Here is a 14,128-nt window from a genome sequence, read left to right on the forward strand (position 1 = left end):
TTCATCGGTCACTCTTTGTCGGCCACCAGCAGCGTGAGATCGTCCAGCAGCGTGAACCCGCAGGGTGAATTGGGAGCTCCGTGCGTGGTGAACACGATCTCGTACGGGGTCCCGTCGACGCGGGCCTGGCCGATCGTAGAGACCGACCACTGGCCGTCGTCTTCGGCAAGCCACCCGTTCTTGACCGTGACCCCCTCCACCACGGAACTCTCCGGTACGACGGCGGGGTTCGCCAGAACCCCCAGGCCGAAGCCCTGGGAGTAGCTCGGGTAGCCAGGCGTCGGTGACATGAGCGAACGCAGCAGGGCGGCGTCCTCCGCGCCCAGCCAGTCGGGCGGGTCGGCCAGCGCGTCGACAACCTTCAACTGGTCCGAAACCGTGGTGGACTCCGCTCCCCACCCGAGTTCGGGCACGGTGTCCTCGGTGCCCAGGAGGTCATAGGTGTCGGCCAGGGCATCTGTGGCAGCAGCGTCGTCTGGCCCGAGGCGACCGAAGAGAACCGCAGTGGACTCGTTGCCGCTTTTGGAGATCGAATCCGCCAACAGGGCACGGTCGCCCGCCGGCAGCTCCTGGCCGGCGGCATCCTGCTGGCGCAGGAAGCTCATGGCCACCACCACCTTGGACAGGCTCGCCGCGCTGGCACTGCGCTGGTCGTTGACCAGAACGGTCTCCCCGGTGTCCCGGTTCCGGACGGCGACTCCGACTTCGATGCCCAGGTCGGCCCGGGCACCCTCCACCGCCTTGTCGAGCGTGGCCTGCATGTCGTCCTCCGGTTGGGCGGCCAGCCACGGGGCGGATACGTCCGAGTCGGCGGTGGCCTGTTCGACGTCGGCGTCCGCCGCTGAGGTCTCCAGCAGACAAGCGGAGGGAATCATCCGGTACTCGACCCCGGTCTCCTCGGCCTGTTCCGTGGTCATTGACGACGGATACGGAGCATCGGAAGGAGGTTCCTCCGCCGAGCCGCATCCGGTCACCAACACGGCGCACACCGCCAGTAATGATCGCCTGGTCCCACGTTGCCGCACGTCACCACCCCACCCCCCATCAGTTCACTTTGCAAGTGGGAATGCAAGGGTGACTCGGCGTGTTACAGGCAGTGACGCCGACTAGGAGTTTCGATTCCTGGCCCGGGTAAAGCGCAGCGCACGGTACTCGGCCGATCCGAAAGTCTTGAGGAAAGGGCCGGGTGGCACGTGGCGCTGCCAATGGCGTTGGACGGCGAGTTCGTAGAACTCGACCAGCCGGTTCGTTGAAGCCCGCCAGGAGTACCGCAGGGCTTCCTGGCGCGCAGCCGCTCCCATGGAGGAGCGCAACTGCGGGTTCTCGACAAGGTCCTGCAAGCGTCGCGTGAAATCGTCGGCGTCTCCGGGCTCGGCCAGGAACCCCGTGACGCCGTCGTCGATCACGAAAGGAATGCCGCCGGCGCGGGCACCGACCACGGGCACGCCGGAGGCGAAGGCCTCCAGAGCCACCAGTCCCAAGGTCTCGGAACGTGACGGGAAGGCGAAAACGTCCGCGGACGCGTAGGCCTCGGTGAGTTCCTCCCCGGACATGTACCCGGTGAACACGGTGTTCGTCCCGGCGAACTCCCGTTCGAGCTGCTCCTTGTGGGGCCCGGAGCCCACGATCGCCAGGCGTGCCTGCGGCAACCGGCGGATCGGTTCCACCAAGTCGTCCAGGTTCTTCTCCTTGGAAACCCGTCCGACGTAGACGATCAAGGGCGCCTCCGGGTGCCCGCCGGTCAGTCGCTCACGCATGCTTCGGCTGGCCCGGGACGGGTGGTATCCGGCCGTGTCCACCGCCTTGGGCCACAGGTCCACGTCCCTGACGCCCACGCTGCGGGCGCGTTCCACCATGGGGCCTGAGGTGCACAGATTCACCTCGGACTGGTTGTGCAGCCAGCGCAGCCAGTTCTCCGACGGGTGCCGGAGAAGGGAAAGACCCAGCGCATCGGTGTAGTGCGGAACATCGGTGTGGAACGAGGACAGCAGGGGCAGGTCACGACGACGAGCCGAGAGGACTCCGTAGGCGGCCAGCCAGATGGGGTTGACCGCGTGCACGATGTCCGGTTGGAAATTCGCCATGTGCGTGGCGATCCGCCCGGTGGGCAGTCCCACCTTGATTTCGGGATACCAGGGCTTGAACGAGACCGAACGCACCGGAACCACGGTGTGTCCCGCGAAGGACAACGGCGGTTTGCCGGGCGCGAAGATCACGACCTGGTGCCCGAGCGCCTCGAGTTGTTCGAGGGTACGGAGAATGCGCGTGACCACCCCGTCGATTTTGGGCAGAAAGACCTCGGTGTAGAGGGCGATGCGCACGGAGGACTCAGCGCTCGGCGGGTGTGGTCGCTGAAGCGGCCATCGATGCCGGGATCCCTGCGTGCGTGCGTCTGTTCCAGAGGGACGTGGCTGGGATCTTGGACAGGTCCGCACGGTGTGCGTAGCGGCGGGCGGTGTCCTCGACCTCCATCAGCAGTCCCTCGGACAGGGTGGTGGGTTCCAGCCCCAGGTCCAGGAAGGTGTCGTTGGTGACGTGCAGTTCGTTCTCGGCAGACTCCTGGCGGGGGTTGGGCACCATTTCCACCTCGGCCTCGGAGATGCGGGCCACCAGTTCGGCAAGATCACGCACCCGGTGGGTCTCGGTCATCTGGTTGAGGATCATGACCCGGTCGCCCGGTGCGGGTGGGTTCTGCAACGCGATCTCGACGCAGCGGACCATGTCTTGGACGTGGATGAACGCGCGGGTCTGCCCACCGGTGCCGTGCACGGTCAAGGGGTAGCCGACCGCCGCCTGCATGAGGAAGCGGTTGAGCACGGTGCCGTAGTCGCCGTCGTAGTCGAAGCGGTTGATCAGGCGTTCGTCCAGCAGTGTTTCGGCGGTGTTTGTGCCCCAGATGATGCCCTGGTGGAGGTCGGTGATGCGCACCCGGTCGTTCTTGGCGTAGAAGGCGAACAGCAGCTGATCCAGTGACTTGGTCATGTGGTAGATCGAGCCCGGGTTGGTCGGGTACAGGATCTGCGTCTCGATGTTGTCCCTGCCCTCGTGGGGGATCTCCACGTCCAGGTAGCCCTCGGGGATCTTCATCCCGGCGGTGCCGTACCCGTAGACGCCCATGGTGCCCAGGTGCACCACGTGAACGTCCAGGTCGGATTCGACAATGGCAGCCAGGAGGTTGTGGGTCGCGTTGACGTTGTTGTCCACGGTGTAACGCTTGGTGCGGGGCGTCTTCATCGAGTAGGGAGCGGCACGCTGTTCCGCGAAGTGCACCACGGCGTCCGGGCGTTGGGTGACCAGCAGGTCGAGCAACCCCTCGTAGTCCTGAGCCACGTCCAGGTGCACGTGATCGATCACGTTGCCCGTGACCTCGGTCCAGGCGTGCAGCCGCTCGACCAGGGGACGGATCGGGGTCAGGGACTGGGCATCGAGTTCGTCGTCGATGCGCCGCCGCGAGAGATTGTCCACGATGACGACGTCGTGTCCCTTGTTGGAAAGGTGCAGGGCGGCCGGCCAGCCGCAGAATCCGTCGCCGCCGAGGATTGCGATCTTCACGTGGTCTCCGTTTCTAGCGTGCGTCCTGTCGGTGCTTTCCCGCTGCGCCGTCGGTCTGGGTGCGGGCGGTCCGGCCATGCTCCGTTGACCACGGGCACCGAGTCCCTCAATTCTGGCAGATGGTTGTCCTGGCGGACGGGGCACCCTGCGGAGTCGGCTCAGGCGGCCCGCCGAATCCAGTCCACGGGGCGATGGCCTCCTCGGTGAGCAATCTGCAGGCGGGCGCTGGACAGCATCCGGTCCAGCCGATGAGCGTGGGCCACGGGTACCACGGGGTCGTCCTCGGAGTGCACGATCACGACGTCCAGATCGGCCAGTGCCCTGTCCGCGTGGAGGGGGAGGGCCCACGCCGGGCCCCACCAGGGGTGGGATTCATCGTGTGCCTGGCCCGGGCCCGGCGCCTCCCACAAGGGCGCGCCCACGATGACCGTGCGGCGCAACATCGTTGGCCTCCGCAGGCACAGGAAACGCAGTGCCTCGGACCCGCCCAGGGAATGGCCCACCAGGATCCAGGGCTCGTCGGGCAGCTCACGGATCGCACGGGCGATTTCGTGCTGCCACAGTTGCGCGGAATCCGGGCGGTCGGTCGGCGGGAGCTGTGGGGCGATGATCTCGGCGTCCGGCCAGTGGGCACGGAGTTCCCGGGCGATCTCGTCGTCCGGGCCGTCGTCGTCACCTGCGCCGTGCAGGTACAGAATGCGGTTGACCATGTGAGGCTCCTTCTGCGCGTCCAGTGTTCCCGGACACCCTGCTGGTAAGTGTTCTTAGAGTTTCGCACTTCCCAGGAGCGCAGTCACCGGATTGGCCGAAGATGTGCTCTGGCAGGGGAGGTTGGTGGCGGTTGACCGGGCTGTGGTGGAATCACCTCGACGGGCGGGGGCAGCGCAGGCCCTGGAGCGGGGCGTCGTGACGGGAGGAAGGGCGAGCGTGGCTGAGGCGACTCGTGTGGCCGCTCACGGTCTGGACGTCCCCGGGCCCGTGGGCGACCGGGACCTGGCGGTCGATGCCGCCCGCGTGGGAGCCCTTGTCCTGGTGGTCTGCGCGCACGTCCTGCTGGTCACGCTGGTCACGGTTCCGGGGACCGGGGGCGTTTCCCTGACCATGGCACCCACCCGTCACTCGTGGTTCTGGTGGTTCTCGTGGATCGTCCAGATCATGCCGCTGTTCTTCGTGGTGGGTGGGTTCTCCTCCGCGGTCTCCTGGGCCCGGTTCGCCGACGGCCCGGGTGCCTCGGTCGGTGCCAAGGCACTGTGCTGGATCCGGGGGCGACTGCTCAGACTGGCCCAACCGGCCGCCGTTCTCTGGGTGTCCTTGGCGGTCGTGACAGCTGGTGCACTGGCGGCCGGGGCGCCGGTGAGGGAGGTTCGCCTGGCGCTCTCGGGGTTGGGGATGCACCTGTGGTTCCTGGGTGCTTACGCACTGTGCCTGGCCCTCGTGCCTCTGACCCATGCTGCGCATCGCCGCCATCCGTACCTGAGCCTGGGGGCCTTGTTGGTGGTGTGTGCAGCCGCTGAGATTCCGCGGTTGGTCACCGGAGACCATTGGTGGGGGCTGTTGTCCCTCGGGCCCGTCTGGGTGACGATCCATCAACTGGGCTATTTCCGGGCGGACGGCACCGCGGCGCGTGCTCGCGGCCCGGTCATGGTCCTCGCCGCCGGCGCCGGGTACCTGGCACTGTGGGCCTTGGTCAGCACGGGCTGGTGGGTACGGGACATGTTGGCCGGTCTCAATCCACCGAGTCTGACGCTTGTCGTGCTGGGCTTCAGCCAGGCCTGCCTCCTGCAGGCGCTGACCCCGGCCCTGTCCCGCCTCATGTCTTGGCGACCCGTCCAGGCAGCGGCCTGGCTCATCGGATCCCGGCCCGTGACCCTTTACCTGTGGCACCTGCCCGTCATCGTCCTGGTGATGTCCGTGTGGTGGTTGTCGAACGCTCCCGAACCGGAACCGGCCAGCGGCCGCTGGTGGCTGTGGCGGATACCGTTGGCGCTCATCTGCTGGGCGGGGGCGCTGGCCGTCGTCCGGATGTTCGGTCGGTGGGAGACGACGGCGGTCCTGCCGCCCGCCACGCGTGCCCGGGCGCTCGCCGTCGTACCTTCCACGCCCCACTACGCGGCCGTCGTCCTTGCGGTGATTCTGCTGATAGTGCCGGTGGTCCTGGAGATCCGGTTCCTGCTCAACCCGGTCCTGGTGACCGTGGGTGCGGTGGCCTACTTGGCCGCCGCGGTTCTCTTGCGGTGGGCCCCTGACCTGCGCCGGCCTGCCGACGCACCCGAAGGCGAAGCGTCCCTACAGACTGAGCAGCGGCGAAACATGTGACGCAACATCGCCGAAGTGGGATAGGCTGAGCGGGCTTCACGAGATGCGTTCGCCAAGCTCCGACTTGAGCGCACACCAACCCCATGTTCACGGGTGGTTCGGATGACGAAGCGGCCTGCACCGCCCGCAGCGCACGAACAACTCCGTGGGTGACCGTGCAGGTCAAGAGCACCAACCCACTGGAGGTACCGAGATGACGCTCTCGCCCTCGGCAACCATCAACGGCTCGTCCTCGTTGGCCACTCGGCAGATCCATGCCGGTCGCGGCGGTTCGGCCGATTCGCCCACCCAGGCGACCCTTCCCGTGCCGATCTACCAGTCCTCGGCCTTCGAGTTCCCCGATCACGCCTCCGCGGCGGCCATGTTCGCTCAGACCCAGCCGGGCTTCACCTACTCCCGTACCGGTAACCCGACCGTGGCTGTTCTGGAAGCGCGCTCCGCTGATCTGGAGGGCGGGATCGCGGGTCTCGCCCTGGGGTCGGGTCAGTCCGCTGTTGCCGCCGCACTGTTGGCGCTGGTGAGCACCGGGCCCGGCAAGCACCTGGTCGTCTCGGAGAAGATCTACGGCGGCACCGTGGACCTCCTGGGCGACACCCTGGCCGACCTCGGCGTCACCGTGACCTACGTGGACCCGACGGACGCCTCCCAGTGGGCCGCGGCCGTCACCGATCAGACTCGAGGATTCTTCCTGGAATCCATCGGCAACCCGCTGTCCACTCTGGCCGACCTCGACGCCATTGCCGAGGTCGCACACGAGGCCGGTGTTCCCGTGGTCGTGGACAACACACTGGCCACGCCGGTCCTGTACCGCCCCATCGAACACGGGGCGGACATCGTGGTCCACTCGGCCACCAAGTACTTCGGGGGCCACGGCACGGCGCTGGCCGGGGTCATCGTGGACGCCGGGCGGTTCGACTGGGAGGCCCGGCCCGAGCGGTGGCCGCAGTTCACGAGCCCGCGTGAGCGGTGGGGCCACCAGAGCCTCGTGGACAAGTGCCGCGGGGGCTCACCTTTCCTCCACCTGTGCCGTGCCAAGTTCGTCCACGACCTCGGCCTCACCCTGTCGCCGTTCAACGCCTCCCAGATCATCCAAGGAATGGAGACCCTGGACCTGCGGGTGCGCAGGCACAGTGATTCCGCGGCACGGATCGCACGGTTCCTGGACGGCCACCCGGCTGTCCGGCGGGTGCACCACCCCGTCGTCGAATCCTCCGTGGATCACCGGATCGCGGAACGGGACTATCCTTCGGGGACGGGCGCGGTGTTCGCCTTCGAACTCAACTGCGACCCCGAGCGCGTGCCGGAATTCGTGGACTCGTTGCGCCTGTTCAAGCTGGTGGCCAACATCGGTGACGTCCGGTCACTCGTCGCCCACCCGGCGGCCATGACGCACTGTCGCCTGACCGAGGAGCAGCGGTTGGCCGCTGGCATCACGTGGGAGACGCTGCGTCTGTCCATCGGTTTGGAAGCCGCCGAGGACCTGATCGCCGACCTGCAGTCCTCCCTGGACGAACTGCAGAGGACCAGCCCCGCCTCGGCACGGACCTCGGACGTCGAGTCCGCGCAGGAGGCGCGGGCATGAGCGGGTTCACCACGCGGGCGGTCCACGCCGGGCAGGAACCCGACCGCCTCACGGGTGCCGTGATTCCGCCGATCTACCAGACCTCCACCTTTGTCCAGGACGGCATCAACGTCCTGCGGGACGGACACGAGTACTCGCGGGGGTCCAACCCGACCCGCAACGGTTTCGAGGAGCAACTGTGCGCCCTGGAAGGTGGGTTCCGGGCGTTCTCGTTCGCCTCGGGGATTGCCGCGGAGGACGCCTTGCTGCGTGCCCTGCTGCGCCCCGGGGACCACGTGATCCTGGGCGGTGACGGGTACGGCGGGACGAACAGGCTGATCTCCAGGGTCCTGGCTCCCTGGCAGGTTGCACATTCGCCCGTGGACGTCACCAACCCCGACGCGGTTCGCGGAGCCTTCACGGACAAGACCCGTGTGCTTTGGGTGGAAACACCCACGAACCCGCTGTTGGGGATCGCCGATCTGGCGACGCTGGCGCAGCTCGCCCACGACCACGGAACGCTGCTGGTCGTGGACAACACCTTTGCCTCGCCCTATCTCCAGCGTCCTTTCGAATTCGGCGCCGACGTCGTGGTGCACTCCACGACCAAGTACGTGGGCGGCCATTCGGACGTGCTGGGCGGCGCCGTCGTCGTCACGGACAAGGCCTGGGAGGTTGCCGAGGTCAACGGGTTCTCGCCCGGAGCCACCCTTGCTGAACTGCTGGCCTTCCAGCAGTTCGCGGGGGGAGCGGTCTCCGGCCCGCAGGACAGCTACCTGGCCGCACGCGGACTGAAGACGCTGGCCCTTCGCATGGAGCGACACCAGGCCAATGCCGGGCGGATCGCGCAATGGCTCACCGAGCGACCGGAGGTGGCGGAGGTCCTGTACCCGGGGCTGCCGGACCACCCGGGACACGAATTGGCGGCGCGGCAGATGGACGGCTTCGGCGGAATGGTGTCCTTCCGGCTCGCGGCCGGAGAGGCGGCCGCGCGCCGATTCGCGGAGTCCACGCACATGTACAAGCTCTCCGTGTCCCTGGGCGGAGTCGAGTCCCTGATCTGCTGGCCTTCGGAAATGACCCACGGGTGCGTCGTCGGCACGGACCAAGCGGTCCCGACCGACCTGGTCAGGCTCTCCGTGGGCATAGAGGACCTGGAGGACCACCTGGAGGACCTGGAGCGCGCCTTCACATCGTGACCCGTGACGCGCAATGCGCTTAACCTGGACCCGGGCCCCCGGGTCCGAATGACGATGCGTACCGACTGACGCGTTTAGATGCGCAAGGAGATCCTCACCATGACCACCGATGACAGCGATCGCAGCGCTTCACACGACGACGGCGCCGCTGGTCCCGTCCAGGACCCCTCCGGCTCCGAGCCCGGTGCTGGGCCCGGTGCCGGGTCGGATGCCAACGGCTCCTCCGCCACGACGTCGCAGTACGGCCAACAGCCGGGGTACCAGCCGGGTGGGCCGCAATCTGGTCAGCCGCAGTACGGCGCAGGGCAGTACGGGGCACCCGAGACCAGCGCGCCCCAGTACGGCGCTCCCCAGAACGGCGCACCTCAGTACGGGGCTCCGCAGAACGATGGGGCGCAGTACGGCGCGCCCGGGCATGGGTACGGCCAGCAGCCGAACTACGGCCAGCAGGCATACGGGCAGCAGCCGAACTACGGTGGCGCGCCGAACCCCGGCGGTCCGTACCAGTTCAGCGGGATGCCTCCGCAGGAGGCCCGGACCATGGCCCTGGTCACGCATCTGTCCGCGCCCGTGCTGTATTTGCTGTCCGCGGGGTGGGCAGGGTTCCTGGCGCCGTTGATCCTGTGGGCCATCTACAAGGACAAGGATCCGCTGGTCCGCCAGGCCGGTGCGGGTTCCTTCAACTTCAACTTCGCTCTGATGGTCGTCAGCGTCGTGGCTTGGATTGCCGGGTTCGTGAGCCTCGGTCTGCTCATCCCGCTCACGATCCTGGTGGTGTTCGCCGTTCTGGTGGTGCAGGTGATCTTCGGAATTTTCGGGGCCATGGCCGCAAACCAGGGGCAGGCGTACAAGTACCCCTTCGAGATCCCGATCCTGAAGTGACCCGCCCCGCCCTTCGCCCACGGACGTGATCATGAGCGACATGAACCCCACCGAATCCGGGCAAGGTGCCGTGCGCCCGAGTGCGGATGACGATCCACTCCGAACGGACTCCGTCCACCTGCCGGCACCCGTGGAGAGTCGGCACCGGTTGGTGCCCACCCCACTCGGTGACATGGTGTTGGCGGTGGGTGATTTCGACGGCGGCCCGGCGGTGACCGGTGCGTGGTTCGCAGGGCAGAAGCACTTCCCGGACGCCGTCGTCCTCGGCACTGCCGACGATGGCCAGGACCCACTGCTGTCCAGGGCCGCGGAACAGCTCAAGGAGTGGTTCGCCGGTGAGCGCCGGGACTTCGACCTCCCTCTCGCGCTGGACTCCAAGCCGCAGGGCTTACGGCCGCCCGTATGGCAGGCCCTGCGTGATGTCGCGTTCGGGCAGACCACGACCTACGGGGAGTTGGCCCTACAGCTGGGAGGGGCCGGCCTGGCCCAAGCGGTGGGCCAGGCCGTCGGGCGTAATCCGTGGTCGGTCATCGTCCCGTGCCATCGGGTCCTGGGGGCCGACGGCGGTCTCACCGGTTACGCCGGGGGCCTTGAACGCAAGCGCTCGCTGTTGGAGTTCGAAGGCTCGCTGCCGCGGACACCCGGGCTTTTCTGAGGCTGCGCGGGGGTCTCGTCGCCGCACCGGGGCGGTGCGCTGCTCTGGGGTAACTCGCTGATCTGCCTGCGCTTTCGCGGGCGTCTTGTTGCAACCCGGACTCCGCACCTACTGTGGATCGTATGGATCCCAACCAGGCCGCTGCCGGTCATGCCCCGGACACGGAAGCCCCGCAGGACAACGACATCGTCACCTTCCACACGCGTAAGTGGGTCAAGCCCGAGGACCTCAACCCGAACGGGACGCTGTTCGGAGGGAGCCTGCTGCGCTGGATCGACGAAGAGGCTGCCGTCTACGCCATCGTGCAGCTGGGCAACCAGCGGGCCGTGACCAAGTACATGTCGGAGATCAACTTCGTGTCCTCCGCACGCCAGGGTGATCTGATCGAGATGGGTCTTCGCGCCACGCATTTCGGCCGCACCTCGATCACAATGACCGCTCAGGTCCGCAACATGATCACCCGGCACCTGATCCTCACGATCGAGAAGATCGTGTTCGTGAATCTCGACCAGGACGGCGTGCCCGCTCCGCACGGGTTCACGGAGATCACCTACGAGCGGGACAGGGTCCCGACAACGGCACTTCCGGTGGTCCGACCGAACCAGTGAGGTCCGGGGTCGCGTCAGTTGTCCGGGTCGGACGGCATTTCGTGGGAGAGGATGGCGTAGATCAGTTCGTCGCGCCATTCGCCCAGCTGCCAGTGTGATTCCTTGAGTTCGGCTTCCAGCCGCATACCCAGGCGCTCGCAGACCTTCGCGGAACTGACGTTGAGGGAATCCAGTCGCGCGAAGACGCGGTGCGCGTCCAGTCGCTCGAACACAGCTCGAATGGCGGCCGTGGCAGCTTCGGAGGCCAGGCCCTGACCGGTGTGCGCCGGATTGACCACCCAGCCCATTTCGATCTGCTTGGACTCGGCGTCCACGAGCGTCAGCACGATCTCACCGTAGAGCTCGCCGTTGCCACCCTTGGGCGAGAAGGCATAGCGCACGGAATCCCCGTCTCCCACGAATGCACGCGGGCCGCGGTGCTCAGCGATCACGCGGTACGAGTGTTCCCACGAGCGGGGCCCCCGCCATGCATGCTGGGCGTAGTCCTCACGGGACTGGTAGGAGTGCATCTCCTCCAGGTCGGCTTCCGTGAAACGACGGAAATACAGGCGCTCGGTTTCCAGGGGCAGCAGATCCTTCACGACGCTCACCTTACTTGCCGTTTCCACCCCGTCGCCGCCCCGGGTCCGCCCTCGACTCGGACCGTCGTTGTGGGTAAGGTCACACCAAAGTTGGTGATACCCACAGGACCACTTAATTCACCGCCTCGGATCTCCCGGAGGAAACGACGACGATGGCCAGCCCCGCGCCCCTGGAACAAGACCAGTTCCCCTCGACCGTGGACATCTCGGTCCAGAACCGCGTACTGCCCGGACGCGAACGCCCCACGGCGGTGATCCGCCTCGACTCGCGACCTTCCGGGGGTCTCGTCATCTGGAGCTCCGCGGCGCTCACCCAGTTGCGCGACGCCGTCGACGGCATCGATCAGGACCAGGTTGAGGCGATCGTCGTCGTCGGCAACCGACATTCCTTCGGCGCCGGGGCGAATCTGGACGAGATTCGCCACAGGCAGGAGGAGGGCTCGGCTGCGGAGTACATCGCCACGGGCCATGAGGCCTTCGGCCGCTTGGCGGAGGCGGCGGTCCCCACCTTCTCCGTGCTCAGCGGACAGGCCCTGGGCGGCGGACTCGAGTTGGCGCTGCACACGGACCACCGCATCGGTCACGCGGGCGGTGGCCCCCTGGGGTTGCCCGAATGCAGGCTCGGGATCTTCCCCGCGTGGGGCGGGGTGTACCTGCTGCCGCACCTGATCGGCCCCTCGGCAGCGATCGACGCGATGGTGTTCAACTCCGTTCGTGGCCGCCACGTGCGGCCCTCGGAGGCCCTGGACCTCGGGCTGGTTGATCGTCTCCTCGACGTGGGGCCGGACGACGACGCATGGGACGCCGCCTGGGAGCCCGCCGTCGTAGACCTCCTCACCCAGGGTGAGGACGATTCGCAAGCGCCCCGCGGCGGTGCCGAGCAATCAAAGCCCGACGGAGGCTCCTGGCAGGAGGCCGTGGACAGCGCAAGGGCAAGGGCCGAAGCGCAGTGGCACGGCGCGGCCCCGGCACCACTGGCGGCCTTGGGCCTCGTGGCAGCCGCGGAGACCCAGTCCCGGTCGGAAAGCGCCGCGGCAGCGACCGACTCCTTCGGCGAACTCGTCACGGGCGACATCGCCAAGGCCTGTCTGCGTACCTTCCGCTTGGTCGACGGCAGATCCCGGCGGGCTCCCGACCGCCCCGATGTCCCGGGTCGGGAGATTCGCAAGGTGGGCGTTGTCGGGGCCGGCCTCATGGCACGGCAGCTGGCGGCCTTGTTCGCCCGATCTCTGCGGGTTCCGGTGGTCCTCACCGACATCGACCAGGAGCAGCTGGCCAACGGAGTCCGTTGGGTCTCCGAGCGCTTCCGACGCCAGGCCGACCAGGGCCGGATGACACCGGAGGAGGCCGAAACCCTGGCAGCCCTGGTCACGGGCGCTGCATCCGACGCCGACCTGGCCGACGTGGACTTCCTGATCGAGGCCACGCCGGAGGACATGAAGATCAAACAGGCGGTGCTCGGGCACTGGGCCGGCGTCCTGCGGCCCGACGCGGTGCTGGCAACGAACACGTCGTCGCTCTCCGTCACCCGGATGAGTGAGGCGGTGCCGAATCCCGAGCGGTTCGTGGGCTTCCACGTCTTCAACCCCGTGGACTCGACGCCGCTGTTGGAGATCATCACGACGCCGACCACCGACCCGGAGACGCTCTCGACGGCCTTCGACCTGGCAGCGGCCATGCGCCGGACCGCCGTACGGGTGGCAGACGCCCCGGGCTTCGTGGTGAACCGAATCCTCCTGCGCATGTTCGACCCCGTCCTGCAGGCCATCGACGACGGCATGGATCCGGGAGCGGCCGATCATGCCCTGGATTCACTGGGACTCCCCATGACTCCACTCCAGCTCCTGGACTTCGTCGGGCCGGCCGTCCTCCATCACGTCGGGGAGACGATGCACGCCGCGTACCCCGACCGGTTCCACGTGTCCCCGTGGATGGCCGAGGTGGTGGCGCAGGGCATCACAAAGGTCCTGCCCACGAAGGCCGGACCCGCGGAAGGGGACACGTCGGATGGCGACGGGCAAACGGCTCCGCCACGGCCGTACCTCGAAGCGGCGGCCGAAGCGGCTCGCGTCAAGACGGTGCCCGATCCGCGGTCCCGTGCGCGGCAGGGAACGGTCGAACCGAGTGCCTTGCTCCGCGACGTGGAACTTGCCCTGGCTGAGGAGATCGGCATCATGCTCGAGGAGGGTGTGATCGCCCGGGCAGAGGACGTTGACGTCTGCATGGTTCTGGGGGCGAACTGGCCGTTCTTCCTGGGTGGCATCACGCCACACCTGGATCGAGTGGGCGCCACACTGGAGGTTCTGGGACGCCGCTTCGCGGATGCCGCGAAGGAATGATGTCGCAGGCCTCACGGCCGACGGTGGGGTGCTGACCAGGGTGTGATGCGAGTCGCCTGCCCTCGCCTTGCGGGGGTGGGTGGTCGCATGTAATGTATTCACCTGTCGCCGCGAGCGATGCGGGGCCCGGAAGGGCAACGAACGACGCGAAGACGATGCCGGACCGGCAAACCAACCCAACTTCCTTTGCAGACTGCACCATGTGCGGATTTGGCAAAGAGACAGGGACAGGTTAAGTTTTACCGGTCGCAGCGCTGAAGAGGCGCTGAAGGCACAACCAGACATGACCGCCGGAAGCGACGTCTTGTCGTCCTGTTGTTTGAGAACTCAATAGTGTTTTGTTTGTTTGTTGATACCAAATTTTTTGTTTGTTTGGTTGATGCCTGCCCTGGGGTTTCGTTCCCGTGATCGTGGGGTGGGTTTTCGGCCGGGTTT

General features: G+C 67.2%; 13 protein-coding genes and 1 riboswitch. Of the genes, 7 read left to right on the forward strand and 6 right to left on the reverse strand.

Annotation, left to right across the window (positions count from 1 at the left end; genetic code table 11):
• Positions 1 to 8: 8 nt before the first annotated feature.
• From EDL96_RS12440 to EDL96_RS12455, 4 genes are all read right to left on the reverse strand, one after another.
• Positions 9 to 917 (reverse strand): serine hydrolase, encoded by a 909-nt coding sequence (locus EDL96_RS12440; protein ID WP_123826560.1) that lies wholly within the window; start codon positions 915 to 917, stop codon positions 9 to 11.
• Between the two features lie 189 nt (positions 918 to 1,106).
• Positions 1,107 to 2,321, reverse strand: coding sequence for a glycosyltransferase family 4 protein (locus EDL96_RS12445; protein WP_123826561.1), 1,215 nt, complete (start codon positions 2,319 to 2,321; stop codon positions 1,107 to 1,109).
• A 7-nt stretch (positions 2,322 to 2,328) separates the two neighbouring features.
• Positions 2,329 to 3,552 (reverse strand): NAD-dependent epimerase/dehydratase family protein, encoded by a 1,224-nt coding sequence (locus tag EDL96_RS12450; protein WP_123826562.1) that lies wholly within the window; start codon positions 3,550 to 3,552, stop codon positions 2,329 to 2,331.
• Positions 3,553 to 3,710: 158 nt separating this feature from the next.
• Entirely contained in the window at positions 3,711 to 4,262 is a 552-nt protein-coding gene (locus EDL96_RS12455) for an alpha/beta fold hydrolase (RefSeq protein ID WP_123826563.1), read from the reverse strand.
• 217 nt (positions 4,263 to 4,479) lie between these two features.
• Here EDL96_RS12455 and EDL96_RS12460 point away from each other — a divergent pair, with 217 nt between their 5' ends.
• The 6 genes from EDL96_RS12460 (at position 4,480) to EDL96_RS12485 (ending at position 10,773) form a co-directional block, all read left to right on the forward strand.
• Positions 4,480 to 5,868, forward strand: coding sequence for an acyltransferase family protein (locus tag EDL96_RS12460; protein ID WP_158609617.1), 1,389 nt, complete (start codon positions 4,480 to 4,482; stop codon positions 5,866 to 5,868).
• 34 nt (positions 5,869 to 5,902) lie between these two features.
• Positions 5,903 to 6,012, forward strand: a riboswitch (SAM riboswitch).
• A gap of 49 nt (positions 6,013 to 6,061) precedes the next feature.
• The gene (locus tag EDL96_RS12465) at positions 6,062 to 7,450 is read left to right on the forward strand and encodes an O-acetylhomoserine aminocarboxypropyltransferase/cysteine synthase family protein (protein ID WP_123826565.1); all 1,389 of its coding nucleotides are present in this window, start codon (positions 6,062 to 6,064) and stop codon (positions 7,448 to 7,450) included.
• Positions 7,447 to 8,628, forward strand: a complete 1,182-nt coding sequence (locus EDL96_RS12470) for a cystathionine gamma-synthase (RefSeq protein ID WP_123826566.1) — start codon at positions 7,447 to 7,449, stop codon at positions 8,626 to 8,628. Before EDL96_RS12465 ends, EDL96_RS12470 begins: the two co-directional genes overlap by 4 nt.
• 99 nt (positions 8,629 to 8,727) lie before the next feature.
• The gene (locus tag EDL96_RS12475; protein WP_123826567.1) at positions 8,728 to 9,510 is read left to right on the forward strand and encodes a DUF4870 domain-containing protein; all 783 of its coding nucleotides are present in this window, start codon (positions 8,728 to 8,730) and stop codon (positions 9,508 to 9,510) included.
• Positions 9,511 to 9,541: 31 nt separating this feature from the next.
• Positions 9,542 to 10,165, forward strand: a complete 624-nt coding sequence (locus EDL96_RS12480) for a methylated-DNA--[protein]-cysteine S-methyltransferase (RefSeq protein ID WP_233568887.1) — start codon at positions 9,542 to 9,544, stop codon at positions 10,163 to 10,165.
• A 122-nt stretch (positions 10,166 to 10,287) separates the two neighbouring features.
• The gene (locus tag EDL96_RS12485) at positions 10,288 to 10,773 is read left to right on the forward strand and encodes an acyl-CoA thioesterase (RefSeq protein ID WP_123826568.1); all 486 of its coding nucleotides are present in this window, start codon (positions 10,288 to 10,290) and stop codon (positions 10,771 to 10,773) included.
• A 14-nt stretch (positions 10,774 to 10,787) separates the two neighbouring features.
• Here EDL96_RS12485 and EDL96_RS12490 read toward each other — a convergent pair whose 3' ends face one another.
• Complete coding sequence (locus tag EDL96_RS12490; protein WP_123826569.1) at positions 10,788 to 11,354, reverse strand: GNAT family N-acetyltransferase; 567 nt, start codon at positions 11,352 to 11,354, stop codon at positions 10,788 to 10,790.
• Between the two features lie 152 nt (positions 11,355 to 11,506).
• Between EDL96_RS12490 and EDL96_RS12495 the strand changes: the two genes are divergently transcribed.
• Entirely contained in the window at positions 11,507 to 13,693 is a 2,187-nt protein-coding gene (locus EDL96_RS12495; protein WP_123826570.1) for a 3-hydroxyacyl-CoA dehydrogenase NAD-binding domain-containing protein, read from the forward strand.
• 232 nt (positions 13,694 to 13,925) lie between these two features.
• On the opposite strand, the gene EDL96_RS13825 is transcribed toward EDL96_RS12495, so the two are convergent.
• Positions 13,926 to 14,128 (reverse strand): hypothetical protein (locus tag EDL96_RS13825; protein WP_233568888.1); only part of this gene is annotated, 203 nt, incomplete at its 5' end.

Source organism: Kocuria soli (assembly GCF_003797835.1).
Lineage (GTDB): Bacteria > Actinomycetota > Actinomycetes > Actinomycetales > Micrococcaceae > Kocuria > Kocuria soli.

Coding starts and splice junctions, on each gene's coding strand:
- EDL96_RS12440 (WP_123826560.1), bottom strand. CDS start 917: ATGACCACGGAACAGGCCGAGGAGACCGGGGTCGAGTACCGGATGATT.
- EDL96_RS12455 (WP_123826563.1), bottom strand. CDS start 4,262: ATGGTCAACCGCATTCTGTACCTGCACGGCGCAGGTGACGACGACGGC.
- EDL96_RS12465 (WP_123826565.1), top strand. CDS start 6,062: ATGACGCTCTCGCCCTCGGCAACCATCAACGGCTCGTCCTCGTTGGCC.
- EDL96_RS12470 (WP_123826566.1), top strand. CDS start 7,447: ATGAGCGGGTTCACCACGCGGGCGGTCCACGCCGGGCAGGAACCCGAC.
- EDL96_RS12475 (WP_123826567.1), top strand. CDS start 8,728: ATGACCACCGATGACAGCGATCGCAGCGCTTCACACGACGACGGCGCC.
- EDL96_RS12480 (WP_233568887.1), top strand. CDS start 9,542: ATGAGCGACATGAACCCCACCGAATCCGGGCAAGGTGCCGTGCGCCCG.
- EDL96_RS12485 (WP_123826568.1), top strand. CDS start 10,288: ATGGATCCCAACCAGGCCGCTGCCGGTCATGCCCCGGACACGGAAGCC.
- EDL96_RS12495 (WP_123826570.1), top strand. CDS start 11,507: ATGGCCAGCCCCGCGCCCCTGGAACAAGACCAGTTCCCCTCGACCGTG.